At 62.2% G+C, this 24,414-nt stretch carries 23 protein-coding genes and 1 other RNA gene; 14 read left to right on the plus strand and 10 right to left on the minus strand.

Annotated features, from left to right (window positions below):
* Window positions 1-154: 154 nt before the first annotated feature.
* Both ACE3PR_RS02570 and ssrA read right to left on the minus strand, forming a co-directional pair.
* A complete protein-coding gene (locus ACE3PR_RS02570; RefSeq protein WP_374367808.1) occupies window positions 155-670 on the minus strand; it encodes an SspB family protein in 516 nt (171 codons plus the stop codon).
* 130 nt (window positions 671-800) lie between these two features.
* Window positions 801-1,168: a transfer-messenger RNA gene (ssrA, locus tag ACE3PR_RS02575) on the minus strand.
* Between the two features lie 127 nt (window positions 1,169-1,295).
* Between ssrA and thyX the strand changes: the two genes are divergently transcribed.
* The gene (gene thyX, locus ACE3PR_RS02580) at window positions 1,296-2,234 is read left to right on the plus strand and encodes an FAD-dependent thymidylate synthase (RefSeq protein WP_374367810.1); all 939 of its coding nucleotides are present in this window, start codon (window positions 1,296-1,298) and stop codon (window positions 2,232-2,234) included.
* Window positions 2,227-2,799: a murein L,D-transpeptidase family protein gene (locus tag ACE3PR_RS02585; protein ID WP_374367812.1), complete on the plus strand. Its 573-nt coding sequence runs from the start codon at window positions 2,227-2,229 to the stop codon at window positions 2,797-2,799. The genes thyX and ACE3PR_RS02585 overlap by 8 nt, the downstream gene beginning before the upstream one ends.
* On the opposite strand, the gene ACE3PR_RS02590 is transcribed toward ACE3PR_RS02585, so the two are convergent.
* Window positions 2,800-3,999 (minus strand): aminotransferase, encoded by a 1,200-nt coding sequence (locus ACE3PR_RS02590; protein WP_374367814.1) that lies wholly within the window; start codon window positions 3,997-3,999, stop codon window positions 2,800-2,802.
* Complete coding sequence (locus ACE3PR_RS02595) at window positions 3,996-5,957, minus strand: acetoacetate--CoA ligase (protein WP_374367816.1); 1,962 nt, start codon at window positions 5,955-5,957, stop codon at window positions 3,996-3,998. Before ACE3PR_RS02595 ends, ACE3PR_RS02590 begins: the two co-directional genes overlap by 4 nt.
* Before the next feature lie 177 nt (window positions 5,958-6,134).
* Here ACE3PR_RS02595 and ACE3PR_RS02600 point away from each other — a divergent pair, with 177 nt between their 5' ends.
* Both ACE3PR_RS02600 and ACE3PR_RS02605 read left to right on the plus strand, forming a co-directional pair.
* Entirely contained in the window at window positions 6,135-7,124 is a 990-nt protein-coding gene (locus ACE3PR_RS02600; protein ID WP_374367818.1) for a DMT family transporter, read from the plus strand.
* Window positions 7,121-8,005: a DMT family transporter gene (locus ACE3PR_RS02605; RefSeq protein ID WP_374367820.1), complete on the plus strand. Its 885-nt coding sequence runs from the start codon at window positions 7,121-7,123 to the stop codon at window positions 8,003-8,005. The genes ACE3PR_RS02600 and ACE3PR_RS02605 overlap by 4 nt, the downstream gene beginning before the upstream one ends.
* On the opposite strand, the gene ACE3PR_RS02610 is transcribed toward ACE3PR_RS02605, so the two are convergent.
* Window positions 8,002-8,373 carry a YkvA family protein gene (locus ACE3PR_RS02610; protein ID WP_374367822.1) on the minus strand — a complete coding sequence of 124 codons (372 nt, stop codon included), beginning with the start codon at window positions 8,371-8,373 and terminating at the stop codon, window positions 8,002-8,004. The genes ACE3PR_RS02605 and ACE3PR_RS02610 overlap by 4 nt on opposite strands.
* 155 nt (window positions 8,374-8,528) lie before the next feature.
* Between ACE3PR_RS02610 and ACE3PR_RS02615 the strand changes: the two genes are divergently transcribed.
* The gene (locus tag ACE3PR_RS02615) at window positions 8,529-9,200 is read left to right on the plus strand and encodes a tetratricopeptide repeat protein (protein WP_374367824.1); all 672 of its coding nucleotides are present in this window, start codon (window positions 8,529-8,531) and stop codon (window positions 9,198-9,200) included.
* 10 nt (window positions 9,201-9,210) lie between these two features.
* On the opposite strand, the gene ACE3PR_RS02620 is transcribed toward ACE3PR_RS02615, so the two are convergent.
* On the minus strand, window positions 9,211-10,173 hold the full coding sequence (locus ACE3PR_RS02620) for a GlxA family transcriptional regulator (RefSeq protein ID WP_374367826.1): 963 nt from the start codon (window positions 10,171-10,173) through the stop codon (window positions 9,211-9,213).
* A 90-nt stretch (window positions 10,174-10,263) separates the two neighbouring features.
* Here ACE3PR_RS02620 and ACE3PR_RS02625 point away from each other — a divergent pair, with 90 nt between their 5' ends.
* Both ACE3PR_RS02625 and ACE3PR_RS02630 read left to right on the plus strand, forming a co-directional pair.
* Window positions 10,264-10,707: a DUF488 family protein gene (locus ACE3PR_RS02625; RefSeq protein ID WP_374367828.1), complete on the plus strand. Its 444-nt coding sequence runs from the start codon at window positions 10,264-10,266 to the stop codon at window positions 10,705-10,707.
* A gap of 12 nt (window positions 10,708-10,719) precedes the next feature.
* The gene (locus ACE3PR_RS02630; RefSeq protein WP_374367830.1) at window positions 10,720-11,316 is read left to right on the plus strand and encodes a LysE family translocator; all 597 of its coding nucleotides are present in this window, start codon (window positions 10,720-10,722) and stop codon (window positions 11,314-11,316) included.
* A gap of 3 nt (window positions 11,317-11,319) precedes the next feature.
* Here ACE3PR_RS02630 and ACE3PR_RS02635 read toward each other — a convergent pair whose 3' ends face one another.
* The 3 genes from ACE3PR_RS02635 to ACE3PR_RS02645 form a co-directional block, all read right to left on the minus strand.
* Entirely contained in the window at window positions 11,320-13,287 is a 1,968-nt protein-coding gene (locus tag ACE3PR_RS02635; protein ID WP_374367832.1) for an ATP-binding protein, read from the minus strand.
* Window positions 13,288-13,367: 80 nt separating this feature from the next.
* Window positions 13,368-13,787, minus strand: coding sequence for an OsmC family protein (locus ACE3PR_RS02640; RefSeq protein WP_374367833.1), 420 nt, complete (start codon window positions 13,785-13,787; stop codon window positions 13,368-13,370).
* 21 nt (window positions 13,788-13,808) lie between these two features.
* Window positions 13,809-14,924: an Mrp/NBP35 family ATP-binding protein gene (locus tag ACE3PR_RS02645; protein ID WP_374367835.1), complete on the minus strand. Its 1,116-nt coding sequence runs from the start codon at window positions 14,922-14,924 to the stop codon at window positions 13,809-13,811.
* A gap of 255 nt (window positions 14,925-15,179) precedes the next feature.
* Here ACE3PR_RS02645 and hflK point away from each other — a divergent pair, with 255 nt between their 5' ends.
* From hflK to ACE3PR_RS02660, 3 genes are all read left to right on the plus strand, one after another.
* Window positions 15,180-16,355 carry an FtsH protease activity modulator HflK gene (gene hflK, locus ACE3PR_RS02650; protein ID WP_374367837.1) on the plus strand — a complete coding sequence of 392 codons (1,176 nt, stop codon included), beginning with the start codon at window positions 15,180-15,182 and terminating at the stop codon, window positions 16,353-16,355.
* Window positions 16,352-17,236: a protease modulator HflC gene (hflC, locus tag ACE3PR_RS02655; protein ID WP_374367841.1), complete on the plus strand. Its 885-nt coding sequence runs from the start codon at window positions 16,352-16,354 to the stop codon at window positions 17,234-17,236. The genes hflK and hflC overlap by 4 nt, the downstream gene beginning before the upstream one ends.
* Before the next feature lie 185 nt (window positions 17,237-17,421).
* Window positions 17,422-18,921 carry a DegQ family serine endoprotease gene (locus ACE3PR_RS02660; RefSeq protein ID WP_374367843.1) on the plus strand — a complete coding sequence of 500 codons (1,500 nt, stop codon included), beginning with the start codon at window positions 17,422-17,424 and terminating at the stop codon, window positions 18,919-18,921.
* 3 nt (window positions 18,922-18,924) lie between these two features.
* Here the strand turns inward: ACE3PR_RS02660 and serB are convergent, their stop codons facing one another.
* Entirely contained in the window at window positions 18,925-19,830 is a 906-nt protein-coding gene (gene serB / locus ACE3PR_RS02665) for a phosphoserine phosphatase SerB (protein ID WP_374367845.1), read from the minus strand.
* Between serB and miaA the strand changes: the two genes are divergently transcribed.
* The 4 genes from miaA (at window position 19,829) to ilvC (ending at window position 24,388) form a co-directional block, all read left to right on the plus strand.
* On the plus strand, window positions 19,829-20,839 hold the full coding sequence (miaA, locus tag ACE3PR_RS02670) for a tRNA (adenosine(37)-N6)-dimethylallyltransferase MiaA (RefSeq protein WP_374367847.1): 1,011 nt from the start codon (window positions 19,829-19,831) through the stop codon (window positions 20,837-20,839). The two genes, serB and miaA, sit on opposite strands and share 2 nt — an antisense overlap.
* 114 nt (window positions 20,840-20,953) lie before the next feature.
* A complete protein-coding gene (locus ACE3PR_RS02675; protein WP_374367849.1) occupies window positions 20,954-22,714 on the plus strand; it encodes an acetolactate synthase 3 large subunit in 1,761 nt (586 codons plus the stop codon).
* A 92-nt stretch (window positions 22,715-22,806) separates the two neighbouring features.
* Window positions 22,807-23,307 (plus strand): acetolactate synthase small subunit, encoded by a 501-nt coding sequence (ilvN, locus tag ACE3PR_RS02680; RefSeq protein WP_374368079.1) that lies wholly within the window; start codon window positions 22,807-22,809, stop codon window positions 23,305-23,307.
* 61 nt (window positions 23,308-23,368) lie between these two features.
* A complete protein-coding gene (ilvC, locus tag ACE3PR_RS02685; protein ID WP_374367851.1) occupies window positions 23,369-24,388 on the plus strand; it encodes a ketol-acid reductoisomerase in 1,020 nt (339 codons plus the stop codon).
* The last annotated feature ends 26 nt before the right edge of the window (window positions 24,389-24,414 follow it).

Here is a 24,414-nt window from a genome sequence, read left to right on the forward strand (position 1 = left end):
CTGTTTCGGTGGCGTTGAGTCATTCGACGGTCCTCCTCCTTGTTCGAGAGGTGGCGGCAAAATAGGTGCGACGTTTCACCGCGTCAAGCGCGGAAATAGTATCGCGACAATTTCGCGGGATGCGTCGGTACGAAGGTGGCGGAAAGCCTGGGGTTTACTGCTGCTTTTTACGGAAAGCGTCGAGCGCCACCACGGTGGCGCTGCTGGCCGCTGCATCCGACTCGCCGTCGGCTCCCGGGCGCTGATCGGCGAGTGCCGGCTTTGCGGCCGGTTTTTCCAGCGCCAGGGTGGGCTCCGCCGCATCTGCCTCATCGCCTTCCAGCAATTCATCATCGTTCTCGGCTTCGCCGGAATCGAATTGCAGCGCGAACTTCACCGATGGGTCGGCAAAGCTCACGATGGTGTTAAAGGGGATGTGCAGCGGCTCGTGTTTGCCACCAAAGCTCAGGGTGACCGTGAAGCTCTCATCGGCGACATGCAGATCCCAGAACTGATGCTGCAGGACGATGGTCATCTCGCGCGGGTATTGTGCCTTGAGGTGGCCGGGAATGCGGACCGTCGGATTGTCGGTGCGGAAGGTGATATAGAAATGATGATCACCGGGCAGCCCGCTCAGGGCAGCCTCGGTCAATGCGCGCCGAACAACCCCGCGCAACGCATCCTCGACCATCTGGTCATAGCGCAACCAATCCTTCGCCATTTTGTAGTCCCGTCTCCCACCATCATGCGCCCGATCCCGGCTGATTATAGCCCCCGCCGTGCCACTGCCTGTACCATGACTGTGCCGGCACCGGAAATCAGGTGGGGGGCTTTCTGTTGCCCGGCGCCCCCCGGGTACCGCGTTCTCGTTAGCTACTTACAGCCCGTTAGGGATGTTAGGCAGCCATACGGAGATCGGATGCAACGTTGTCGTTGGCATCTCTAGGTTCGGCCCGATAACGGCGGGTACCATACCGAGCAAAAGCCATGTCTTTACCGCGCACGTCGATCCTATTTCGCCCCCATGGATCCCTCGCTCTAGCCCTAACCGGCTGCGGCGCAAGGATTTATGGTGGAGGCGCCGGGTACCGCCCCCGGGTCCGTAACGCTTATTCCACAAGGCGTTTATCGCCATAGTCGGTTGCCCGACATCCCTAATATAGGCGCCGCCGCCGAGATGTGAAAGGCCCGCTTCGATATGGGTGCATACCCTTGTTGCGGACCTCGGTTCCCGGTAAAACGCCCGACCGGTCCGGAACGGGAGCTTCCCGAGTCGGAATCCGGCATTTTGACCCCGACTTCAGGCAGGAACCGGCATGGCTCTCTCCCCCGAGCAATTGGCGCAGATCGAGGAACAGCGCGCGGAACAGCGCCCGACCCGCCGCGCCGTCGCCCCGGCGCTGGAGGAGATTCTCTATGAGGCCATCCCGGTGCTGGATCACGGCCTCGTCCGGGTCATCGATTACATGGGCGATGATAACGCGGTGGTCCAGGCCGCCCGCGTCTCCTATGGCCGCGGCACCAAGAAGGTTTCCGAAGACCAGGGGCTCATCCATTATCTGATGCGTCACCGCCACTCGACCCCGTTCGAGATGTGCGAAATCAAGTTCCACGTGAAGATGCCGATCTTCGTGGCGCGGCAATGGATCCGCCACCGCACGGCAAACGTGAACGAATATTCGGCGCGCTATTCGATCCTCGACCGGGAATTCTATATTCCGGCGCCGGAGCATCTCGCCGCGCAATCCGCGGTCAACCGACAGGGTCGCGGCGACGTGCTTCAGGGTGCCGAGGCGCAGCGCGTGCTGGATCTCTTGAAGGCGGATTCGACCCAGGTCTATGACCATTACGTCGACATGCTGAACGAAACCGAAAGCGGCGAGCCGGTCGATGCCTCGCGTCCCGGCCTGGCGCGCGAACTCGCCCGCATGAATTTGAGCCTCAATTTCTATACCCAGTGGTATTGGAAGATCGATCTCCACAATTTCATGCATTTCCTCTCGCTGCGTGCCGATGCCCATGCGCAATACGAGATCCGCGTCTATGCCGAGGCGATGCTGGATGTGCTGAAGCGCTGGGTCCCGCAATGCTACGAGGCTTTCGTGCAGCATCGCCTGGGTGCCGCCACCCTGTCGAAGAATGCGCTTGCGGTGGTGAAGCGCCGCCTCGCCGGTGAAAAGGTCACTCAGGAATCGAGCGGTCTCGGCAAACGCGAATGGACTGAGTTGCAGGCCTTGCTCGACTCCCATGACTGACATCACGGCGGCAGAGATTTGGCTGGAGGCCGTACCGCGCAATAGTGCGCGGCCACGCCGGTTCCATCGCCTCTTCGCTGTGCTGACGATGGTGGCGCTCGTCCTGGCGGCGATCTTCGTTCTCGCCGGTCCGGTCACCGCTTTCGCCATCGGTCCGATCGACAAGGTGCTGGTCGACAAGAGTGCGCGGTCGCTTTCACTCCTGCGCGATGGAGAGGTCATTTTTTCGACCGCCGTGTCGCTTGGCAAGAAGCCCGCCGGTCAGAAGCGCGCCGAAGGCGATCAGCGCACGCCGGAAGGCAAATACCGCCTCATCTGGAGCAACCCGGACTCGACGCATTACCGCTCGATCCTGGTGTCCTACCCTTCCAAGAAGCAGGCGGCGGCCGCGGCGGCCAATGGCCAGGATCCCGGCGGCGGCATCATGATCCACGGCCAGCGCCAATGGTGGCGCTTCCTCACCCGCTCGGCCCTCACCGATGGCTGCATCGGCGTCAGCAATTACGCGATGGATGTGGTCTGGAACGCGGTCGAACTCGGCACGCCGATCGAGATCCGGCCTTAATCACCAAGCCTCATCCACCGCATCGGCCGCCAGCCGTGCGGCGATTTCCGGCATTTTCGTGGCGTCCACATTGGCAAAGGCGATTCGGAGATAATCCTCCTGGCCCGGCCCGAACATCGACCCAGGAAGAGCCAGCAAATTCTGCTTGTCCGCCAATCGCCGCGCCACGTCCGTCGCCTTGCGGCCGCGATGCGGGTGCTTCACATAGGCGAAATAGGCGCCGGCACTCACCACTTCATAGCCGAGATCGTTGCGGGTGAAGGCATCTCGCAAAGCCGCCAATCGGTCCCGCATCAGCTTCGTGTTGCCATGGCGCCAATCATCGAGGGCTTTGAGGCCATGGATGGCCGCGATCTGGCCGATGCGCGGCGCGCAGATGGCGACACAATCCATCGCCTTGCCGATCTCTTCGATCAGCTTCGGATCGGCGACGATGGCACCCACCCGATAACCAGTGAGGCAGAACACCTTCGAGAAACTGTAGAGATGGACGAGATGTCCCTCCCAGCACGGTGTGTGGAAGAGCTGATGCGGCGGCTCGTCATGGGGCATGAAATCGCGATAGGTCTCATCGAGGATGAGTGCGATTCCGGCCCGCTTGCAGAGTTCCAAGGCCGCCAGCAGGTATTCCGGCGGATAGACCGAGCCGGTCGGATTGTTGGGCGAGATGAGGACGAGAGCGCGTGTCTTTGCGCTGATCACCGCCTCGATCTCCATAAGGTCGGGCAGGCCACCGGCCTCCGGGCGGAAGCCGACATGGCGCGCCGTCACGCCGATCATTTCCAGCCACATCTGGTAATTGAAGTAATAGGGGAGGGGCAGGATGATCTCGTCGCCCGCCTTCGCAAGTGCCGCCGTTGCCAGGCAATAAGCCTGATTGCAGCCCGCCGTGATCATCACATTCTCGGCCGTGACCGAAGGTTTCTCGCCAAGGCCGAAGCTGCGGCCGATATCCGCGGCAAGGGCCGTACAGAGATCGGGGAGACCCGTGATGTCGGTATAGCGATGGGTCGAGGGATGCTGGAGAGCCTCGGCCATGTGCTGCGTCAGCGCCGGCGGCGGCGCGTAACCCGGCACCGCTTGGCAGACATCGATGAGCGGTTTTTCCGTCGGGAAAGTGCGGCCTTCGATCCAGCCTTGTGCTTCCGCAATGGGTGGAGCGGCGACCCCGGCGAGCCAGGGATTGGCGTGAAGCGTCAAGATTTGAGCTCCGCAATATTGGCGTAGAGGGCGAGCGCTTCCGGATTGGCGAGCGCTTCCTGATTTTTCACGGCACGGCCATGCACCACGTCACGGACGGCAAGCTCGACGATCTTGCCGGATTTGGTGCGCGGAATGTCGGTGACCGCGATGATCTTCGCCGGCACATGGCGCGGCGTCGTATTGGCGCGGATCTGGTTGCTGATCTTTTTCTTCAGTTCCTCGGTCAGCTTCACGCCCGGCCGCAGCCGCACGAAGAGCACGACGCGCACATCCGATTGCCAATCCTGGCCGATGACGATGCTCTCCAGGATTTCTGGCAATTGTTCGACCTGGCGATAGATCTCGGCGGTGCCGATCCGCACGCCGCCGGGATTGAGCACGGCGTCCGAACGGCCATAAACGACGATGCCGTCATGCTCGGTCAGTTCGACATAATCGCCGTGATGCCAGATATTGGGATAACGCTCGAAATAGGCCGCCTTGTAACGCTTGCCGCCTTCATCGTTCCAGAAGCCGACCGGCATGCAGGGGAAGGGAGCGGCACAAACCAGTTCGCCTTTCTCGCCCTTCACCGGCTTGCCGTTCTCGTCCCAGACCTCGACCTTCATGCCGAGGCCGCGCATCTGGATCTCGCCGCGCCAGACGGCGCCGGTGGGGTTGCCCAGCATGAAACAGGAGACGATGTCGGTGCCGCCCGAGATCGACGAGAGACACACATCCTTTTTGATGTGCTCATAGACGTAATCGAAACTCTCCGGCGCCAAAGGCGAGCCGGTCGAGGCGATCGTGCGCATGCTGGCAAGATCATGGGTGCGGATGGGATCGATGCCGGCCTTGGCGCAGGCATCGATGTATTTCGCCGACGTGCCGAAGAAAGTGCATTTCTCCGCCTGGGCGTAATCAAAGAGAATGTTGCCGTCGGGCGCGAAGGGCGAGCCGTCATAGAGCAGTAAAGTGGCGCCCGAGCCCAATCCCGAGATCAGCCAGTTCCACATCATCCAGCCGCAGGTGGTGAAGTAGAAGACCCGGTCGCCCGGCTTCACGTCGCTGTGCAGGCGATGTTCCTTGAGGTGCTGCAGCAGCGTGCCGCCCTGGCCATGGACGATGCATTTTGGAACGCCCGTCGTGCCGCTCGAGAACATGATGTAGAGCGGATGGTTGAAATCGACCCGTGTGAAGCGGAGGTCCGCGCCGGCATTGGCGGCGATCACGTCATTGATGTTGCGGCCGTTCGGGACTTTGCTGACGTCGGGATTCTCGCTGATATAGGGAATGACCAGCACTTCTTCGACGCTGGGCAGCTTCGCCAGGAATTCGGCGGCGCGGCCCAGGCTGTCATGGCTCTTGCCGTTATACCAATAGCCGTCGGCGGTGATCAGCACCCTGGGTTCGATCTGGCCGAAGCGGTCGAGGACACCCTGGACACCGAAATCCGGCGAGCAGGAGGACCAGACGCAACCGATCGAGGCCGCGGCCATCGCAGCGATGAAACTCTCCGGCATGTTCGGCACGAAGCCGGCGATGCGGTCGCCCGCTTTCAGCCCCATGCCACGGAAATGAGCGGCGAGAGCGGCGACCTTGTCATGCACATCCCCATGGCTGAGGCGACGCTTCACCTTGTCCTCGCCCCAGAAGACGATGGCGTCCTGGTCGTCACCCGGTTTCGAGAAGCGCAGGATGTTTTCGGCGATGTTGATCTTGGCTTCGGGGAAGAAGCGGGCGCCCGGCATTTTGTCGCCGTCGGCCAGCACGACATGGCCGGGACCGTCGCCGATCACCTCGCAGAAGCGCCACAGCGACAGCCAGAACTTCTCGCTTTCGTTCACCGACCATTGCCAAAGCTCGGTGCTGTCTTTCAGGCTGACCTGCCAGTCCCGCGCCACCTGGGTACGAAACTTGGTCATGTTGGCGGCCGCGATCACCTCTTCGCTGGGCTGCCACAGCAATCCGTCCATCACTCTTCCCCTCGTTACCGCGCCGCAACAACGGCCCAAACTGCCCGGCCTTGCGGAAAATGCAAGGCTTGGCCGCGTTGTCGAGCCTTTTTATTGCCCTGATAGGCCCTTACTGTGCCTTTCGGGCGCATCTTCCGGGCCCGCGCACCTCCTGGCAAGACGATTCCCGACATCAACATGACAAGTTTCGACCAGATCAGACGTCGCATCCCGGATCCCCTCTTGGCGGCGCTCCTGGCCCTGGGCGCCTGCATTTTCTTCGCCCTCCTGAGCGCCACGGTGAAGCATCTCTCCACCGAGCTCCATGGCTTCGTGACCGCCTTTTGGCGCAACCTCTTCGGCTTCGTTTTTATGATCCCCTGGCTGTGGCGCCATGGCTTCGGCAGCCTCCGGACCGGCCGCTTCGGCACCTACCTTTTCCGCTCGTCGATCAGCGTCGTCTCGATGATGTGCGGCTTCACGGGTCTCGCCTTTCTTCCCATTGCGAATGCGACCTCACTCAGCTTCACCGCGCCACTCTTTGCCACCATCATGGCGGCCCTCATTCTCAAGGAGCGGGTCCGCATCCGCCGCTGGTCGGCGACGCTGCTTGGTTTCTGCGGCGTGCTGCTGATTCTCCAGCCCTGGTCCGGCGACAGTTTGGCCGGGATCGGCATCGGCGAAGGGTTGATCATCGTCAGCGCCTTTCTGACGGCCACGGTGACCATCATCGTCAAGACACTATCGCGTTCGGAAAGCTCGCAGGCGATTGTCACCTATATGGTCTTGCTCGCCACACCGCTGGCCCTCGTCCCCGCCACGTTCGTCTGGTCCTGGCCCAGCCTCGAAGCCTGGCCTTATGTGGTGGCGCTCGGTCTCTTCGGCACTTTGGGCCATCTCTGCTGGACTCATGCCTTCGCCCTTGCCGATGCCTCCGCGATCGTGCCTTACGATTATTCGCGCCTCATCTTCACCGTGATCCTGGGCGTGTTCTGGTTCGGCGAGCACCCGGATACCTGGTTCTGGATCGGCTCGGCGGTGATCATCGGCGCCGGCATCTATATCGCTCAGCGCGAAGCCTTCCTTCGCCATGCCAAGGCGACCCAGGCGGCCGCGACCCAGGCCACGGCGGATAGCGCCCAGCCCGGCACGGCGCCGGTCCTGCCGACGAAGGACGATGCCCGATGAAGGCTGCGTTCCTCGCTCTGCCGGGAAATGCCCGGGGCTGCATCTGGATGGCGCTCTGCGGTCTCGGCTTTTCCGTCATGGCGGCCTTCGTGAAGCTTGCCGGCACGGCCGGGATCAACACCTTCGAGATCACCTTCTTCCGTTGCCTGTTCGGCTTCGTGGCTCTCTTTCCCTTCATTCTGCGGGCGGGGCCGCAGGCGCTTCACACCCAGCATATGAAGGCCCATGTCTGGCGTTCTGTGCTGGGTATTGTCGCCATGGCCTGTGCCTATCTCGGCATCGCCAAGCTGGAGCTCGCGACCTATACGGCGCTCAGCTTCACCAAGCCGCTCTTTGCCGTGGTGCTTGCAGTCTTCATTCTAAAAGAAGACGTGCGCTGGCGTCGCTGGGCGGCGACCTTTGTCGGGTTCCTGGGCGTGCTCGTAATGATGCGGCCGGGAAGCGGGGCGTTCGATGCCTGGGCGCTGCTGGCCTTGGGCGACGCCTTTTCGATCGCCATCCTGATTACGATCCTCAAACGTCTGCCGGCCAGCGAAACGCCGCTCGTCATGCTGTTCTATTACGGCATCATCGCCACTGCCTTGGTGGCACCCCCGGCGATCTGGTTCTGGCAATGGCCGACGCCCCTGCAATGGCTGCAGCTTTGCATCATCGGCGCCACGGGCGCCTTGTCGCAATATTGGTGGATCCTGGCCTTCAAGGCCGGCGAGGCTTCGGTGGTGGCGCCGTTCGATTACCTGCGCCTGCTCTTTGCCGGTGCGATCGGCTTCTTTGCCTTCGCCGAGCTTCCCGATCGCTGGACCCTGATGGGGGCCGCCCTCATCATCGCCAGCACGATCTACATCGCGCAGCGCGAAGCGCGCCGGCGCAACGAATCTTAGGTCTCCAGCATGGCGATGGCTGCCGCGGCCTTCTCACGGTGTTCCGGCGTGATGTGTTTGGCAACCGTCTTGACCGCGCCATAGAGCACCGTCGCGTCATCGGCGAAACCGAACAGGGCGATGAAGTCCGGGATGATGTCGACCGGCAGAACGAAATAGGCGAGCGCCCCCATCAGAACGGCGCGGACCTGGAACGGTGATTTCGGATCGAGGGCGCAGTAATAGGCGGCGACCAGATCATTGAGGAACGGGACCTTGGCGGCGAGGCGACGGATCTTGGGCCAAAAACCGCTTTCCACCCGGGCGCGGTCGCGCTCGAATTTCCCGGTATCGGCCGGGCCGGACGTCCCATCGGTCGCTTCAGACATTGCTCGCTTCCTCCAGATAACGCCCTCCAAATGGTGTGGGATCGTGCTGCCTGCAAGACCCGCCCTGCAAGACGCGCTCTGTGACTTGGCCCGGATCGTGCTATTTTCGGGACATGATGCGATCTCAGCACTTGGCCCGCCCCATCTGGTGGCCGATGGCCTTGTTTATCCTGGTTCTTTTGGCCATGGCCGTGCCGGCGCATGCCCAGGACGCGGCAGATATTGCCGACCCGACGGTGCAACCGGTCGGGCCGCCGCGCCAACTGATTCTGTCCGATGCCGCCATTGACCGGCGCGCCTGCAAGCGTCCGGTGATTGTCGACGATGTGCCCTATACCTGGGACCCGCTGGAGAAAGGCGTGGACGCCGCCTGGGCCGCCTATACGGCCGGCGATTTCGCGGTATCGATTCCGGTCTTCAAAAAACTTGCCGATGTGGGGCATCCGGTTGCCCAGCGGCTTATGGGAATCGTTTATTATTTCGGCCAGGGCGTGCCGGTCGATTACCGCATGTCCTTGAGCTATTTCGAGAAGGCCGCCAATCAGGGGTGCTTTGCCGCTTATGCGCCGACGGCGCAGTTGTACGAGCGCGGCGAAGGTGCGCTGCTCGATCCCGGCAAGGCCTATGTCTGGTACAACATCGCTGTTGCTCATCTGCCTGAAAGCAAAGAGCGGATTGACATGATCAAGTTGCGCGAAGCGGTGGCCGCCTTCCTCACGCCGGCGCAACTGGAAGCGGCGCAGAAACGCTCTCTCGCCTTTGCACCCAAGCTCACCGTGCCGCCGGACATCGGCGATCTGCCGGAAGATTTCTTCAAGCAACCTTAATCGGCCAGCCTTAATCGGGCAGCCGCAATTCACGCACGCCGCGCCCCAGGCGCTTGCGCAGCAGGCTGCGCAAGGTGACGCCGTCGGCATAACCGACCAGGGCGGCGATCTGCTCCAGGCTTTGCTCGCTGGTCTTGAGAAGGTGCACCGCGCGCTCGACGCGCAAATCCTGAAAACAGGATAGTGGGCTTTTGCCCAGGACCTGCTGCATCCGGCGCGCGAGCGTGCGCTTGCTGGTGCCGATCGCCTCGGCGGCATCGTCCAGTGAAAAGCCTTCCGCCAATCGCCCGCGTGCCCAGCGCTCGAACTTCTCTACCAGGGGGTCGGCATGAGAGAGATGATCGGCGATGGCATAAGCCGATTGAGCCGGCCGTGAATCGACGATGAGATAGCGCGCGACGAGCCCGGCGAGATCGGGGCTCGCCTGACGCACCAGCCACAGCGCCAGATCCATATGGCTGAGGGCAGCACCCGCGGTCACGAAGCTGCCGGATTTCACCAGCATCCGCGCATCCTCCAGCAAGACGTCAGGGTATCGCTGCCGGAAGAGCGGTGCCAGCCACCAGGTCGTGGTGGCCTTCTCACCCTCAAGCAATCCGGATTCTGCCAGCACGAAGGTGCCGATACAGGCGGCGGCGATATGTGTGCCGGCCGCTGCTCCTTGCCGCAGCGCCGCCACCGCATCGTGCACATCGGGGCGTTGCAAGGCCGGTATCAGTGCCTCCGGCATTTTGTATCCGATCGCCGGCACCACCAGCCAATCCGCCGCCGCGGGATCGAAGCTTTCGGCGAGCGGCACGGCGAAGCCCTGGGCCGTGCGGATCTTGCGCCGGGGACCGACGATGGCGACTTCGAATGGCGCCACATCCAGGGTCAGCATGGCGGCGAGCTCGTTGGCGGTGGTGAAGACGTCGAGCAGTGCCGCCAAGCCGGTGTCGAAGACGCCATCCAAGGCCAATATCTGAAGCTTCATGGCAACAATGATACCCAAAATGTCAATATTGCCAATAGGCGAACGGCATTGCGCCGCCCATCATGAAATCCATTGCGAAAGGGTAACGTCATGAAGATCGAAATCGCCACGATCGGTTTCACCAAATCCACGGCCGAACACTTTTTCGATCGGTTGAAACAGGCAAAAGTGCGCCAGGTGATGGATGTGCGGCTTCACAATACGTCGCAGCTCGCTGGTTTCGCCAAAGCCGACGACCTCGCTTTTTTCCTGAAAGAAATCTGCGGTGCCAATTATCTCCATCAGCCCCTGCTAGCTCCGACCGAGGAAATTCTCAAGGGCTTCAAGCAGGAAAAGGGCGCCTGGGAAGTCTATCAGAAGCAATTCATGAAACTGATGGCGGCGCGCCAGGTCGAAAAGGCGTTGACGCCGGCCATGTTCGATCATGCCTGCCTGCTCTGCTCGGAGGCGACACCGCATCATTGTCATCGGCAATTGGTCTGCACCTATCTCAACAACAAATGGGGCGGGGCGCTCCATGTCACGCATCTTTAGGGGGGAATGAGCATGACATTGGAAACGCTGCTTGCTCTTTCGGTCTTCGCCTTCGTGACGTCGATTTCGCCGGGGCCTAGCAATTTCATGCTGCTGAGTTCGGGGGCGAATTTCGGCTTCAGGCGCACCTTGCCGCAGGTCTTGGGCATCACGGTGGGCTTCAAGCTCCTGCTGCTTGGCGTCGGCTTGGGGCTGGGGGCCCTGCTGATGGCGTTTCCCCCACTGCATCTTGCCCTCAAGATTGCCGGTGGGGGCTACCTCCTTTATCTCGCCTGGCGCATTGGCATGTCGCGGGGCATGTCCGCGACGGATGCGGTGACGGCGCGGCCGCTGACGTTTCTGGAATCCGCCGCGTTCCAGTGGATCAATCCCAAGGCCTGGGTGGTGGCGATGACGACGATGGCCGTCTATACCAGCCCAGAGGCACCGTTCCACTCGGTGCTCCTGATTTCCATTGCCTTCACTCTCGTCAACTTCCCGGCCGTGTCGAGCTGGGCCGGTTTTGGCGTTGCGCTGCGCGGCTTCCTGGCTGATCCCGAGCGCTTGAAATGGTTCAACATAACCATGGGTTTGTTGCTTGCGGCGACGCTCTGGCCCATGCTGGCCTGAGGCTCACCCGCGCGGCAGGGCGATTTCCACCTGAGTGCCGGTACCGGGTATGCTTGTGATGGAAAGCGAGCCGTTCATCGCTTCGACCAGCCGCTTTACCAGGGTAAGGCCGATGCCTGAACCCCCGACCTCGGCGCGCATGGGATCGCCAAGTCGAGTGAAGGGTTGCAAGGCACGTTCGATTTCCGTCGGTGACATGCCGATGCCGTTATCGGAGACACGGAAAACAATCTCGTTGCCGCGATCCTCGCTCCCCATCGTAATCCGACCGCCCTTGCGCGTATATTTTGCTGCATTGCTGGCGAGGTTGAGCAGTGCCTGGCGCAACAGGCGCCGATCGCCACGGCAAGTGCCGGTGGCCTGGTCGTCGAAAACCAGTTCGTGCTGGTGCTCGCGTGCCAGGGATTCGACGATGGTGCGGCAATCCTTGATCACGTCGCTGGGTGCCAGCATTTCGATCTTGATTTCGAGATGGCCGGATTCCACGGCCGAGAGGTCGATGATGCCGCCCAGCAGATCGGCGAGATGCTTGCCGCTCTCATGAATTTTGGTGATGTAGTCGAGATATTGCGGATTGTCGATCGGTCCGAACATCTGGCCTTTCATGACGTCGGAAAAACCGATAATCGCATTGAGTGGCGTGCGCAGTTCATGGCTCATCGTCGCCAGAAACTCGGATTTTGCGCGGTTGGCCGTCTCTGCGCGTTTCAGCGCCTGGACCAGCCGCAACTCCGCCTGCTTGCTGCCCGAGATATCGATGACATAGCCACCGATGGCAATGACCTTGCCCTGCTGGTCGATGACCGGGAACTTGATCTCGCGTTCGTATTGGTAGGTGGCGCCGCGCGGCGAGTGCCGTTCCGTTCGCACCACTTCCCCCGCCATGGCGCGGGCATCGTTGGCCCTCAAGTCGTCCAGCATATCGGTTTCGAAGAAATCCGCGGCGCTCGCGCCGACATAGGGACGATCGCCGACGCGGAAGGCATCGCGTGCTTCCGCGTTGAGGTCGATGTAATGCCCCTCGGTATTCTTCACATACATCGCGATCGGAGAATGCTCCATGAAGGCGCGCAGCAGGTCGCGATTGCGGTTCGATTCGCGCTCCAGGCGCCGGCGCCGCTCGGCGTAGATGGCGACGATATAGAGCAGGCTGCCGCACAGCAGGGCGATGGCTATGACCATCACGCGCTGCCGATCCAGTGACCAGATGTCCAGGGTAGGGGCCACTTTGCGCGCGCCCAGCAGCCAATCCCCATCCGGAAAGACAATCGGCACCGTGACGGGATCTTCCGCGAACACGGTTGGATCGCCGAACAGCACCTCCGGCGCTAAGCTCGAATTGCGGTTGCCGCGAATGGCGATATCCAGGCGCGTCGCAGCTTCGTCGATGCCGGTCGCTGCCAATACCCCCTCCAGCCGAAGCGGGATGCTGATGGTTCCCCAATAGGCTTGGCTGCCATCGGCGCGCTGCATCAGGATCGGCGTGCGCGTGATGATCGCCCAGCCGCCCTGCACCAGGTTGACCGGGCCGGAAATGTCCGGTCGGCCGGATTCCATCATGCGCGCAAAGGCCGGCCATTGGTCCGGACGGTCGCGCAGATTGACGCCGATCGTGCCGGCATTTTCTGCTTCGGGACAGTTAAACGTGATGACCGTGCCGACCACCAGCGAGATGTTGCGGATCTTCCGCTCGTCCTTCATCAGGATGTCACAGGCCGCGTTGAACTCCGCCCGCGACATGCTGCCCCGGACGGCAATCACCGCGGCAAGGCCGCGTCCCAAATGTTCGCTGGCTTCAATTTCGGCGCTGAGCCGGCCGGCCAGAAAATTGAGTTCGCCTTCCAGCTGCTTGTTCGCCGCCTCGGTACGGTCGCGATGCAGAACGACCTCACCGGCAACGAAGATGGCGCCGGCGATAGCGACCGCGGTCAGAACGATCAATCCTCGTTTGAGGCCGATTTTTGCTGTCACGCCGGCACGTCCAAAGAAATGCGCCTCTTACATTGGGGCAGGCGTGGCGCCCGGAGTCAACCGCCGGGCGGCATGCGGCGTCAGACGGCCTCCACAATCTCGAAGGAATGCGTGATCGTGGCGGTCTTGCCGATCATGATCGAGGCCGAGCAGTACTTCTCTGCCGACAGATCGATGGCGCGCTGGACGGCATCCGGCTTCAAGCCCTTGCCGGTCACGACGAAATGCATGTTGATCTTGGTAAAGACTTTGGGCGGCGTCTCGGCGCGTTCGGATTCCAGCCGGCAGACGCAGCCGCGCACGTCATTGCGGCCCTTTTGCAGGATGGTGACGACGTCGACCGCAGTGCAGCCGCCGGTGCCGATAAGAACTAATTCCATGGGTGAGGGCGCGGTCGTGGGGTTGCCGGCCACCAGCGGCGCATGCATCAGCAGGCCATGGCCGCTGCCGCTTGTCGCGGCGAAGACACCGCCCTCAATCCAGGTCACGCTGGCTTTCATGATCGATCTCCGGTGGCGGTGTTACTGCAGGACGATGCGCGGGGCCGCGCGCTGCGGTGTTTTTTCAAGCTTGTTCCAGACCTTCGCGGCGATCTCGCCATAGGCCAAAGCGTGCGGCGAAGTGGGATCGCTGGCGACGATCGGCCGGCCCTCATCGGAGGTCTCGCGGATCTGGATGTCGAGCGGGATGTCGCCCAGGAATTCGACGCCGGCTCTGTCGGCTTCGCGCTTGGCGCCGCCATGGGCGAAAATCTCGCTACGATGGCCGCAATTGGGGCAACTGAAATAGCTCATGTTCTCGATGATGCCCAGCACCGGCACATCGACCTTCTTGAACATGTTGAGGCCCTTCTTGGCATCGAGGAGGGCGATGTCCTGCGGGGTTGAGACGATCACGGCGCCGGCCAGCGGCACCGATTGCGCCATGGTGAGTTGGGCGTCGCCGGTGCCCGGCGGCAAATCGCAGACCAGGATGTCGAGATCGCCCCAGTTCACCTCGCGCAGCAATTGCGTGATGGCGCTCATGACCATCGGCCCGCGCCAGATCATCGGCGTGTCTTCCTCGACGATGAAGCCCATCGACATGACCTTGACGCCGAAAGCGACCTTGGGCTCCAGGGTCTTACCGTCGCGGCTCTCCGGGCGGCCGGAGAGGCCCATCAGGCGCGGCTGCGAGGGGCCGTAGATATCGGCATCCAGCAATCCGACCCGAAGCCCCAGCGTGGTGAAGGCGAGGGCAAGATTGGTGGCCGTGGTCGATTTGCCGACACCGCCCTTGCCGCTGGCGATGGCGATGATGTGTTTGACGCCCGGCACCAGCGCCTTGCCGCCGCCCGGGCGGCCTGCCGGCGTTGCGGCGGGGGGCGCCTGGCGGGCTGGCTGGCCGGCGCCCTTATGCGCGGTCAGGACCGCGGTCACGGACAGGATCCCCGGCAGCTTCATGATTGCGGCCTCGGCGGCCTTGCGCAGGGGTTCCATCTGGGCGCCCTTGGCTGGGTCGACCTCAATTGAAAAGCCGACATGGCCTTCTCGCAGCACCAGACCCTGAACCATGCCGCGGCTGACGATATCGCCGCCATTGGGAGCTTCTATGGCGGCGAGTGCCGCGCGAATTTCGCTTTCGGTGGTGTTGGCCATGCTTGAAATCCCTTACGTTGGCCCCGATATAAGCCGCGCATGTGGGCCGTGTGCGGAAATCGCGACATTTGGCGCGATTCCGGCATCGATTGCGATGCCGCGGCGGCTGTCATATAAGGCTTTGGCACGATCAAAGGAAGAGTGCCCGGGAACGGGTTCAGGGAGATGGCGCCGTCTCATGGCGCCTTTAACAGACAGGTCGGCGATCGAACAGGTCGGCAACGGCCGATAATGTGACCAGATTTGAGGATCCTTATGGCGTGGAATAATCAGGGCGGCCCGTGGGGCAACGGGCAGAGCCCGTGGGGGGGACGCGGCGGCGGTAGCGGCGGGGGTGGCAATCAGCCTCCCGATTTCGAGGAAATGATCCGCCGCGGCCAGGATCGCATGAAAAACTTCCTGCCGGGCGGCTTCGGCTCCGGTCGCGCCATTCTTCTCATCGTCGCCGTGGCCATCGTGCTGTGGCTGCTCAGCGGCTTCTACGTCGTCAATCCGGGCCAGGTCGGCGTCAATATCGTCTTTGGCCGCTTCATCAGCCAGACCACGCCGGGCCTCCGGTGGAACTGGCCGGCGCCGATCGGATCTTCCGAAACGCCGGATGTGTCGACGCGTTACAGCGTCACCGTGGGCTATCGGACGGAAGTGGCTGGCGGGCCGAAGCGTGCGATCCCTGAAGAAAGCCTGATGCTGACCGGCAATGAGAACATCATTGACCTTCAAGCCACGGTTTTCTGGCGCATCAAGGATGTCGAGCAATACCTCTTTGGCTTGAGCGACCCTGCGACCAGTGTCAAGAATGCGGTCGAGGCCGCAATTCGCGAGATCATCGGCCGCTCCAGCTTCGAATATGCCATCACCCAGGGCAAAAGCGCCGTCGAATCCGAGGCTCGAATCCTGGCTCAGCAAATGCTGGACAGCTACAAGCTGCCGGGTGCCACGAACGGTGCCATCAGCATCGAGCAATTGTCGGTGGAGCAGGTGCAGCCGCCGGCCGAAGTGATGGATTCCTTCCGCGACGTGCAGAAGGCGCGCGCCGATCGTGACGCGGCCATTAACGACGCGCAGGCCTATTTCAACCAGGTGACCGAGGAAGCAAAGGGGCAGGCCGCACAATTGGTGCGCCAGTCCGAAGCCTATAAGGCCGAAAAAGTCTCGATCGCCCAAGGTGACGCGGAGCGCTTCATCTCCATCTACGAGGAATACCGTCAGGCTCCCGCGATCACGGAGCGGCGTCTCTATCTCGAAACCATGGCGCGCATTCTGTCCAACATGAACAAGATCCTGATTGACCCTTCCAGTGCCGGATCCGGGGGCGCTGTGCCCTATCTGCCGCTGGATCAATTGTTGAAGAACCGCCCGGCAGCGCGGGATTCCAGCGAAATTCAGCCGTCGACCTCGTCGACCGGTAGCCCGACGGGAGCCTCGCAATGAACCAGGGCAAGATTGTCGCCATTGTCGTTGTCGTGATTGCCATCGCGATCGGCCTTTACAGTTCCACCTTCATCGTGCCGCAGGCGGAAAGCGCCATTGTGCTTCGGTTCGGTAATCCTCAGGCCGTGATCGAGCAGCCGGGACTGAAGTTCAAGGTGCCGATTGCCGATCAGGTGCTGACCTTCGACCGACGCGTCCGCAATTTCGAGGCGCCGATTGCCGAATTGCCGACGCGCGACCAGAAGTACATCGTCGTCTCCGCCTTCGTGCGCTATCGCATCAAGGATTCACTGACCTTCTATCGTGTCGGCCGCACCTATGCGAACGCGGAAAGCCAGATCCAGAGCGTCCTGTTGGCGACCTTGCGCAGCGTTATCGGCAACGTGCCGTTGACCGATACCTTGACGCCGAAACGTGCCGACATCATGCGACAGGTGAAAGAGGAACTGACCCGTCAGGCAGCCGAACCCTATGGGATCGAAATCGTCGATGTGCGTTTCAAGCGCGTTGACCTTCCCGTCCAGAACAGCGAGGCCGTTTTCAACAGCATGCGCACCCAGCGCGCGCAGGAAGCTGCCGGCATCCGTGCCGAAGGTGCGCGAGAAGCGCGTGAAAAGCGGGCCGAGGCGGATAAAGAACGGGTGGTGCTGGTTGCCGATGCTCGTCGTCAGGCCGAAATCCTGCGCGGTCAGGGCGACGCCGAGGCCATCGGCATCTATAACGCAGCCTTCGGCAAAGACGCCGCCTTCTTCGATTTCTATCGTTCCTTGCAGGCGATGCAGGAAGGTTTGGGCGGCGATACGACCACCTATGTCGGCCCGCCGACCGGCGATTTCTTCCGCTATTTCGGTGTCGAAAGCGGGAAACCCGCGACCGAATGACCTTGTTGATCTCCGGCCGGATGGGCCGGTACTCATGACGTAGAAAACCGATCGGGCGATTGTCCGGTCGGTTTTTGCGTTATACTGACGAAATCGGAATTTCTGTGGCAATCTGCCGGCACTTGGCTACCGTATTCCCGTTGGATACGCCCCAGGCAGACTTGATTGAAACGAGGATCGACAACATGAAGAGCCGACGCCCAGCACGCGCCATCGCCCTTTCCCAGGCCCGGCCGCAAATCTGGCAATTCCGCGCGCTCGGCCTTGTTCTCCTGGTGCTGCTGATGGCGCTCCTGGCGGGTGCCAAGCTGGCGGCGGCGCGCTCGGCGCCGGAAAGTTTCGCCGACCTCGCCGAACAGACCCTGCCGGCGGTGGTCAACATCTCCACCACCCAGACCGTCTCCGCCGACAGCCAGGTCCAGGATCTCGACGAGATGTTCCGCGAGTTCCTCGACCGGCAGGATGGCGAGACGCCGCGCCCGCGCAAGGCGACCTCGCTGGGTTCCGGCTTCGTCATCGATGCTACCGGCTATATCGTCACCAACAACCACGTCATCGAGAACGCGGAAGAAATCACCGTCATCACCCATGACAACGAGGAACTGAAGGCGACCCTGGTCGGCCGCGACGAGAAGACCGATCTGGCGCTGCTCAAGGTCGAAACCTCGAAACCGCTGCCGGCGGTGAAATGGGGCGATTCCGATGAATTGCGCATTGGCGATTGGGTGCTGGCCATCGGCAATCCCTTCGGCCTTGGCGGCACCGTGACGGCGGGCATCGTCTCGGCGCGCCAGCGCGACATCAATGCCGGTCCCTATGACGATTTCATCCAGACCGATGCCTCGATCAATCGCGGCAATTCCGGCGGCCCGATGTTCAACATGGCGGGCGAGGTGGTCGGCATCAATTCGGCGATCTATTCGCCGTCTGGCGGGTCGGTCGGTATCGGCTTCTCGATCCCGGCCAACCTTGCCAAGGGCGTCATTGCCCAGATCAAGGAATTCGGCCATCCGCGCCGCGGCTGGCTGGGGGTCCGCATCCAGACCGTGAGCCCCGAACTGGCCGAAGGCCTGCGGTTGCCCGCGGCGAAGGGTGCCCTTGTCTCCAGCGTCTCGACCGATGGCCCGGCCGACAAGGCGGGCATCCGCCAGGGCGACGTGATTCTGGAATTCGACGGCCGTGAAGTCTCGGACATGCGCTCATTGCCGCGTCTGGTCGCCGATACGCAGTTTGGCAAAAAGGTTCCGGTCTCGATCTGGCGTCAAGGCGCCAAGACCACCCTTACCGTCGAGCTGGGTGAATTGGACGAGCAGGCCGAAGCCGCGGCCCAGACCACGCAGCCCGGCGGCGAGCCGGAAACGGCGGAACAGGGCAAGGGCGACCGCATCGATCTCCTGGGCCTTGATGTCGGCCGCATCAACGACGCCTTGCGCGAAAAATACGATCTTCCCGAGAATGCGGAGGGCGTCGTCATCCTGACCGTCGATCCCAACAGCACCTCGGCCGAGAAGGATCTCCGTCCGGGCGACATCATCGCCGAGGTTGACCAGAAGGCGGTCGCCACCCCGGCTGATGTCCGCGACCGCGTGAAATCGGCCCAGGATAACGGCTATCGGCTGGTCACCCTGCTCATCAACCGCCAGGGCGATTTTCAATGGGTCGCCGTGAAGATCGGCAAGAGCTGAGGCTTAGGCCACGAACTCGCTCTGCCGGTAGCCCATGAAATAAAGCAGGCCGGTAAGATCGGCGTGATCGAGCTGGCAGCGGATGGCAGCCTTGACCTTGGCCTTGCCGCGATAGGCGCAGCCGAGGCCGGCAGCGGATAGCATCGGGATGTCGTTGGCGCCGTCACCGATGGCGGCCGTGGCGCTCATGTCGAGGCCGAGTTTCTTGGCCAGATGTTTCAGGCGGCCCAGCTTGCCATATTCACCCTCCGGATCGACGATCGGCGAAATGAGTTTGCCGGTGGTCTTGCCGTCCTTCATCTCGAAATCATTGGCGATGTCGGCGAAGAAGCCGACGCGGTCGCGCACCCGGCTGGTGAAATAGCGGAAGCCGCCGGAGACGAGGGCGGTATAGGCCCCGTCCGCACGCAGGGTCCGGATGAGGGTGGTGGCGCCAGGTGACAGCTCGACCTTGGCATAGGCGGCCGCGAGCTCGGTCTCGGTGAGGCCTTTCAGCAATTCGGCGCGGGCGATCAGGCTTTCGGTGAAGCTCATTTCGCCGTTCACCGATTTCTGGGTGAGGGCATCGATCGCCGCCTTGTCCTTTACGAAGACCGAAAGATCGTCCAGCGTCTCGCCGGTGACGATCGTGGCGTCCATGTCGCAGACCAGCAGGCGCTTCTTGCGTCCGAGCACCGGCTGCGCATAACAATCGATCCGGCGGCTCTGCAGCAGCGAACGGGTGATGTCCTGCGCGGCCGCCGCATCGATCTGCCGGAAGCCGATATCGCAGGCAAGATCCGGGGCCAGCCAATCCGGCTCTGCCGGCGCGGCGCCGGCGCCGGCCAGGGCGGCACGGATGGCGCGGATAATGCCGGAATCGAGATCGGGTCGATTGGGCGCGGAGACGAGGGTCAGAACGAGGCTCATGATTTTGGGGCGTATAGAGGAAAGCGTTGGGCTCGACAAGAGTGCCCCTGCCGGCGAGAGCGGGCCGGTCTTGGTCCTGGCCGGGCCGACCGCCAGCGGCAAATCCGCGCTGGCCCTCGACATCGCCGAAAGTCTTGGCGGCGAAATCCTCAACGCTGATTCCATGCAGGTCTATCGCGACCTGCCCATCCTCACCGCGCAGCCGCCGCGGGCCGACAAGGCGCGGGTGCCGCACCGCCTTTACGGTTTCCTGGATATCGACGATGCCTGCGATGCCCAAAGATGGGCCGAATTGGCGGCGGGCGAAATTGCCGACATCCACCGTTTGGGCAAGCTGCCGATCGTGACCGGCGGCACCGGGCTCTATCTGCGGGCATTGGTCGCCGGTTTCTCGCCCCTGCCGGACATCCCTGTGGACATCCGCGAGACCGCCCGCGCCGCCATCGCCCGGGAGGGCGGGGTGGCGATCCATGCGCGTCTCCAGGCACATGACCCCGTCATCGCGGCGCGCCTTGCCCCCAACGATCAGCAGCGCATCGCCCGTGCCTGGGAAGTCTGGCTGGCGACCGGCAAGCCGCTCTCCTGGTGGCAGGCCCAGCCACCGGTACCGCCCACCCGGCATCGTTTCGCGACGATCGTCCTGTTGCCCGACCGGGCGCAGCTCTATGCCGGGATCGATGCCCGTTTCTTGGGGATGCTGGCCCATGGTGCCCTCGACGAGGTGCGGGCGGCCGAGGCATTGCCGGCTGCCAGCGCCGCCGGGGGGCGCAAGGCCTTGGGCTATGCGGAACTGGCGGCCTGGGCCAGGGGCGAGATCGACCGCGAGACGGCGATCCTCGCTGCCCAGCAGGCCAGCCGCCGCTATGCCAAGCGGCAGATGACCTGGTTTCGCCACCAAGTGCCTTCCGCGAATTTTATATCGCCTGACCTGCCAGCTATGAAATTTTCGCAAAGTTATACGACAGAATTGCGCCACAAAATTCGCGATTTGTGGTTGACCCTCTCATAGCCAGACACTAAGGTCCGCCTCGCCGCAGTGCGATAAACGCCCTGCGATTGGTATTTTTGTGCCCGAAAAGGGCGCGTTTTTTGGCGGCGCAAGCAAGAGCGCGAGGATCGGATCATGGCAGCGGAACCCATCAGCGGTGCGGAAATCATCGTCAAAGCGCTGATTGACCAAGGGGTTGAGGTCATTTTCGGCTATCCCGGCGGGGCCGTCTTGCCGCTCTATGACGCGCTCTTCAAGCAGAACAAGGTGCGACATATTCTTGTGCGGCACGAGCAGGCGGCGGTCCACGCGGCCGAAGGCTATGCCCGCTCGACCGGCAAGGTCGGGGTCGTGCTGGTGACCTCGGGTCCCGGTGCCACCAATGCGGTGACCGGCCTCACCGACGCCCTCATGGATTCCATTCCGCTGGTCTGCCTGACCGGTCAGGTGCCCACACATCTCATCGGCAATGACGCCTTCCAGGAGGCCGACACCACCGGCATCACCCGGCCCTGCACCAAGCATAATTACCTGGTGAAGTCGGTCGAGGATCTGTCGCGCAAGGTCCATGAGGCGTTCTATGTGGCGCGTTCCGGCCGTCCTGGCCCGGTCGTGATCGACCTGCCGAAGGACGTCCAGCAGGCGAAATACGAATACGTCAATCATGCCGGCCAGCGTCACCGCTCCTACAACCCGCAGCAGAAGCCGGAACGCAATGCGGTCGAGAAGGCAGTCGAACTGATCGCCAGCGCCAAGCGTCCGCTCTTCTATATCGGCGGCGGCTGTATCAATTCGGGTCCGCTCGCCTGCAAGATGCTGGTGGATTTCATCCGCCTGACCGGCTTCCCCTGTACCCAGACGCTCATGGGCCTCGGTGCCTTTCCGGCATCCGATCCTTTGTCGCTGGGCATGGTCGGCATGCACGGCATGTATGAATCCAACCTCGCGATGCATGATTGCGACGTGATGATCAATATCGGCGCGCGTTTCGACGATCGCGTCACCGGCCGCCTCAATGCCTTCTCGCCGGGCTCGAAGAAGATCCATGTCGACATCGATCCCAGCTCGATCAACAAGAGCGTTCGCGTCGACATTCCGGTCGTGGGCGATGTCGGCCATGTGGTCGAAGAGATGATGCGCATCTGGAAGGCGCGCCAGATCAAGACTGATCAGAAGGCGCTCGCCGCCTGGTGGGACCAGATCAACAAATGGCGCAGCCGCGACTGCCTCAAATACAAGACCTCCGACACCATCATCAAACCGCAATTCGCGCTTGAGCGCCTCTACGCGGCGGTGAAGGACAAGGATTTCTACATCACCACTGAAGTGGGCCAGCACCAGATGTGGGCGGCCCAGTTCCTCAAATTCGAGAAGCCGCATCGCTGGATGACCTCGGGCGGCCTCGGCACCATGGGCTACGGCCTGCCGGCGGCCTATGGCGTGCAGGTGGCGCATCCGGACGCGCTGGTGATCGACGTTGCCGGCGAAGCCTCGATCCAGATGAATATCCAGGAAATGGCGACGCTGGTGCAGTATCGCCTGCCGGTGAAGATCTTCATCATGAACAACAAATGGATGGGCATGGTGCGCCAGTGGCAGGAATTGCTGCATGGTGGCCGCTATTCGGAATCCTACAGCGATGCCTTGCCCGATTTCGTCAAACTCGCCGAGGCTTTCGGTGCGTCGGGTCTGCGCGCCGAAAAGCCCGCCGATCTTGATGGCGTGATCAAAGAGATGATCGATATCAAGGGTCCGGTGATCGTCGACGTCGCGGTTGATGAAAAGGAAAATTGTTTCCCGATGATTCCGTCCGGCGCGCCGCACAACGAAATCCTCATCGGCCCCGATGACCAGAGCGCCAAGCCGGTCTCGGAAGAGGGCATGGTGCTGGTCTGATGAGCGGCGCGATCAGGCGTCAATTGGGGGTTGTCTCGGGCGTGTCGGTTCCGGCCGATATGCGTGGTGGGGAGCAAGCAAGCGTGAAAGATATGACGATCGAACGCCATACCATGTCCGTGCTGGTCGACAATGAGGCCGGCGTCCTCGCCCGTGTCATCGGATTGTTTTCGGGCCGGGGCTACAATATCGAGAGCCTGACCGTGGCCGAGGTCGATGCGGCACAGCATCTCTCGCGCATCACCGTGGTCACCTCGGGCACGCCGATGATCATCGAGCAGATCAAGAACCAGCTGCAGCGCCTGGTTCCCGTGCACAGTGTCACCGATCTCACCGTCGAAGGCCCGTCGCTGGAGCGCGAGATGGCGCTGGTCAAGGTCGTCGGCACCGGCGAGAAGCGCGTGGAATCCCTGCGCATCGCCGACATCTTTCGCGCCCGCGTGGTCGATTCCACGATCGAGAGCTTCGTCTTCGAGATGACCGGTTCGACCGAGAAGCTCAATGCCTTCATCGGCCTCATGCAGCCCTTGGGGCTGGCCGATGTCTCGCGCACAGGCATCGTCGCCATGAAGCGCGGTACTGAATCCAACTGATGGGGCGATGCCCCGGCTGATCGGGCCAAGCCCGGGACTGTTTCACTGAAAGGGAAAGACCATGCGTGTTTATTACGATCGTGACGCCGATGTGAACCTGATCAAGGGCAAGAAGGTTGCCGTGGTCGGTTTCGGCAGCCAGGGCCATGCCCATGCGCTCAACCTCAAGGACAGTGGCGTGAAGGACGTGCGCGTGGCGCTGCGTCCCGGTTCTGCGACGGCGCAGAAGGCGACCTCGCAGGGTCTCGAAGTGATGACCCCGACCGAGGCTGCGAAATGGGCCGATCTGGTCATGATCCTCACCCCCGACGAATTGCAGGCGAAGCTCTATGCCGACGAACTCGGCCCCAACATGCGCAAGGGTGCTGCGATCGCCTTCGCCCACGGTCTCAACATCCATTTCAAGCTGATCGAGCCGCGCGCCGATCTCGACGTCATTATGATCGCCCCCAAAGGCCCCGGCCACACCGTGCGCGGCGAGTATGTGAAGGGCGGCGGCGTCCCCTGCCTCGTCGCCGTGGCGCAGAACCCCAGCGGCAATGCCCTGGAACTCGCCATCTCCTATGCCAGCGCCATCGGCGGTGGCCGTTCGGGCGTCATCGAGACCAATTTCCGCGAGGAATGCGAAACCGATCTCTTTGGCGAGCAGGTCGTCCTCTGCGGCGGTCTGGTGGCCCTCATCCAGGCCGGTTACGAAACCCTGGTTGAGGCTGGCTACGCTCCGGAAATGGCCTATTTCGAGTGCCTCCACGAAGTGAAGCTGATCGTCGACCTGATCTATGAGGGCGGCATCGCGAACATGCGCTATTCGATCTCGAACACCGCTGAATACGGCGATTACGTGACCGGCCCGCGCATCGTCACCGAAGAGACCAAGAAGGAAATGAAGCGCGTCCTCGAGGACATCCAGTCCGGCCGCTTCGTGCGCGACTTCGTGCTCGAAAATGCCGCCGGCCAGCCGAGCTTCAAGGCGACGCGCCGCCGCCAGGCCGAGCACAATATCGAGGAAGTGGGCGCCAAGCTCCGCGCCATGATGCCGTGGATCGCGAAGAACCGTCTGGTCGATAAGGCCAAGAACTAAACCAAGATCAATTGATGATGCCGAGC

The sequence above is a fragment of the Dongia sp. genome (assembly GCF_041909655.1).
Classification (GTDB): domain Bacteria; phylum Pseudomonadota; class Alphaproteobacteria; order Dongiales; family Dongiaceae; genus Dongia.

Coding starts and splice junctions, on each gene's coding strand:
- ACE3PR_RS02570 (WP_374367808.1), bottom strand. CDS start 670: ATGGTCGAGGATGCGTTGCGCGGGGTTGTTCGGCGCGCATTGACCGAG.
- thyX (WP_374367810.1), top strand. CDS start 1,296: ATGGCTCTCTCCCCCGAGCAATTGGCGCAGATCGAGGAACAGCGCGCG.
- ACE3PR_RS02585 (WP_374367812.1), top strand. CDS start 2,227: ATGACTGACATCACGGCGGCAGAGATTTGGCTGGAGGCCGTACCGCGC.
- ACE3PR_RS02595 (WP_374367816.1), bottom strand. CDS start 5,957: ATGGACGGATTGCTGTGGCAGCCCAGCGAAGAGGTGATCGCGGCCGCC.
- ACE3PR_RS02600 (WP_374367818.1), top strand. CDS start 6,135: ATGACAAGTTTCGACCAGATCAGACGTCGCATCCCGGATCCCCTCTTG.
- ACE3PR_RS02605 (WP_374367820.1), top strand. CDS start 7,121: ATGAAGGCTGCGTTCCTCGCTCTGCCGGGAAATGCCCGGGGCTGCATC.
- ACE3PR_RS02610 (WP_374367822.1), bottom strand. CDS start 8,373: ATGTCTGAAGCGACCGATGGGACGTCCGGCCCGGCCGATACCGGGAAA.
- ACE3PR_RS02615 (WP_374367824.1), top strand. CDS start 8,529: ATGGCCTTGTTTATCCTGGTTCTTTTGGCCATGGCCGTGCCGGCGCAT.
- ACE3PR_RS02620 (WP_374367826.1), bottom strand. CDS start 10,173: ATGAAGCTTCAGATATTGGCCTTGGATGGCGTCTTCGACACCGGCTTG.
- ACE3PR_RS02625 (WP_374367828.1), top strand. CDS start 10,264: ATGAAGATCGAAATCGCCACGATCGGTTTCACCAAATCCACGGCCGAA.
- ACE3PR_RS02630 (WP_374367830.1), top strand. CDS start 10,720: ATGACATTGGAAACGCTGCTTGCTCTTTCGGTCTTCGCCTTCGTGACG.
- ACE3PR_RS02640 (WP_374367833.1), bottom strand. CDS start 13,787: ATGAAAGCCAGCGTGACCTGGATTGAGGGCGGTGTCTTCGCCGCGACA.
- ACE3PR_RS02645 (WP_374367835.1), bottom strand. CDS start 14,924: ATGGCCAACACCACCGAAAGCGAAATTCGCGCGGCACTCGCCGCCATA.
- hflK (WP_374367837.1), top strand. CDS start 15,180: ATGGCGTGGAATAATCAGGGCGGCCCGTGGGGCAACGGGCAGAGCCCG.
- hflC (WP_374367841.1), top strand. CDS start 16,352: ATGAACCAGGGCAAGATTGTCGCCATTGTCGTTGTCGTGATTGCCATC.
- ACE3PR_RS02660 (WP_374367843.1), top strand. CDS start 17,422: ATGAAGAGCCGACGCCCAGCACGCGCCATCGCCCTTTCCCAGGCCCGG.
- miaA (WP_374367847.1), top strand. CDS start 19,829: ATGATTTTGGGGCGTATAGAGGAAAGCGTTGGGCTCGACAAGAGTGCC.
- serB (WP_374367845.1), bottom strand. CDS start 19,830: ATGAGCCTCGTTCTGACCCTCGTCTCCGCGCCCAATCGACCCGATCTC.
- ACE3PR_RS02675 (WP_374367849.1), top strand. CDS start 20,954: ATGGCAGCGGAACCCATCAGCGGTGCGGAAATCATCGTCAAAGCGCTG.
- ilvN (WP_374368079.1), top strand. CDS start 22,807: ATGACGATCGAACGCCATACCATGTCCGTGCTGGTCGACAATGAGGCC.
- ilvC (WP_374367851.1), top strand. CDS start 23,369: ATGCGTGTTTATTACGATCGTGACGCCGATGTGAACCTGATCAAGGGC.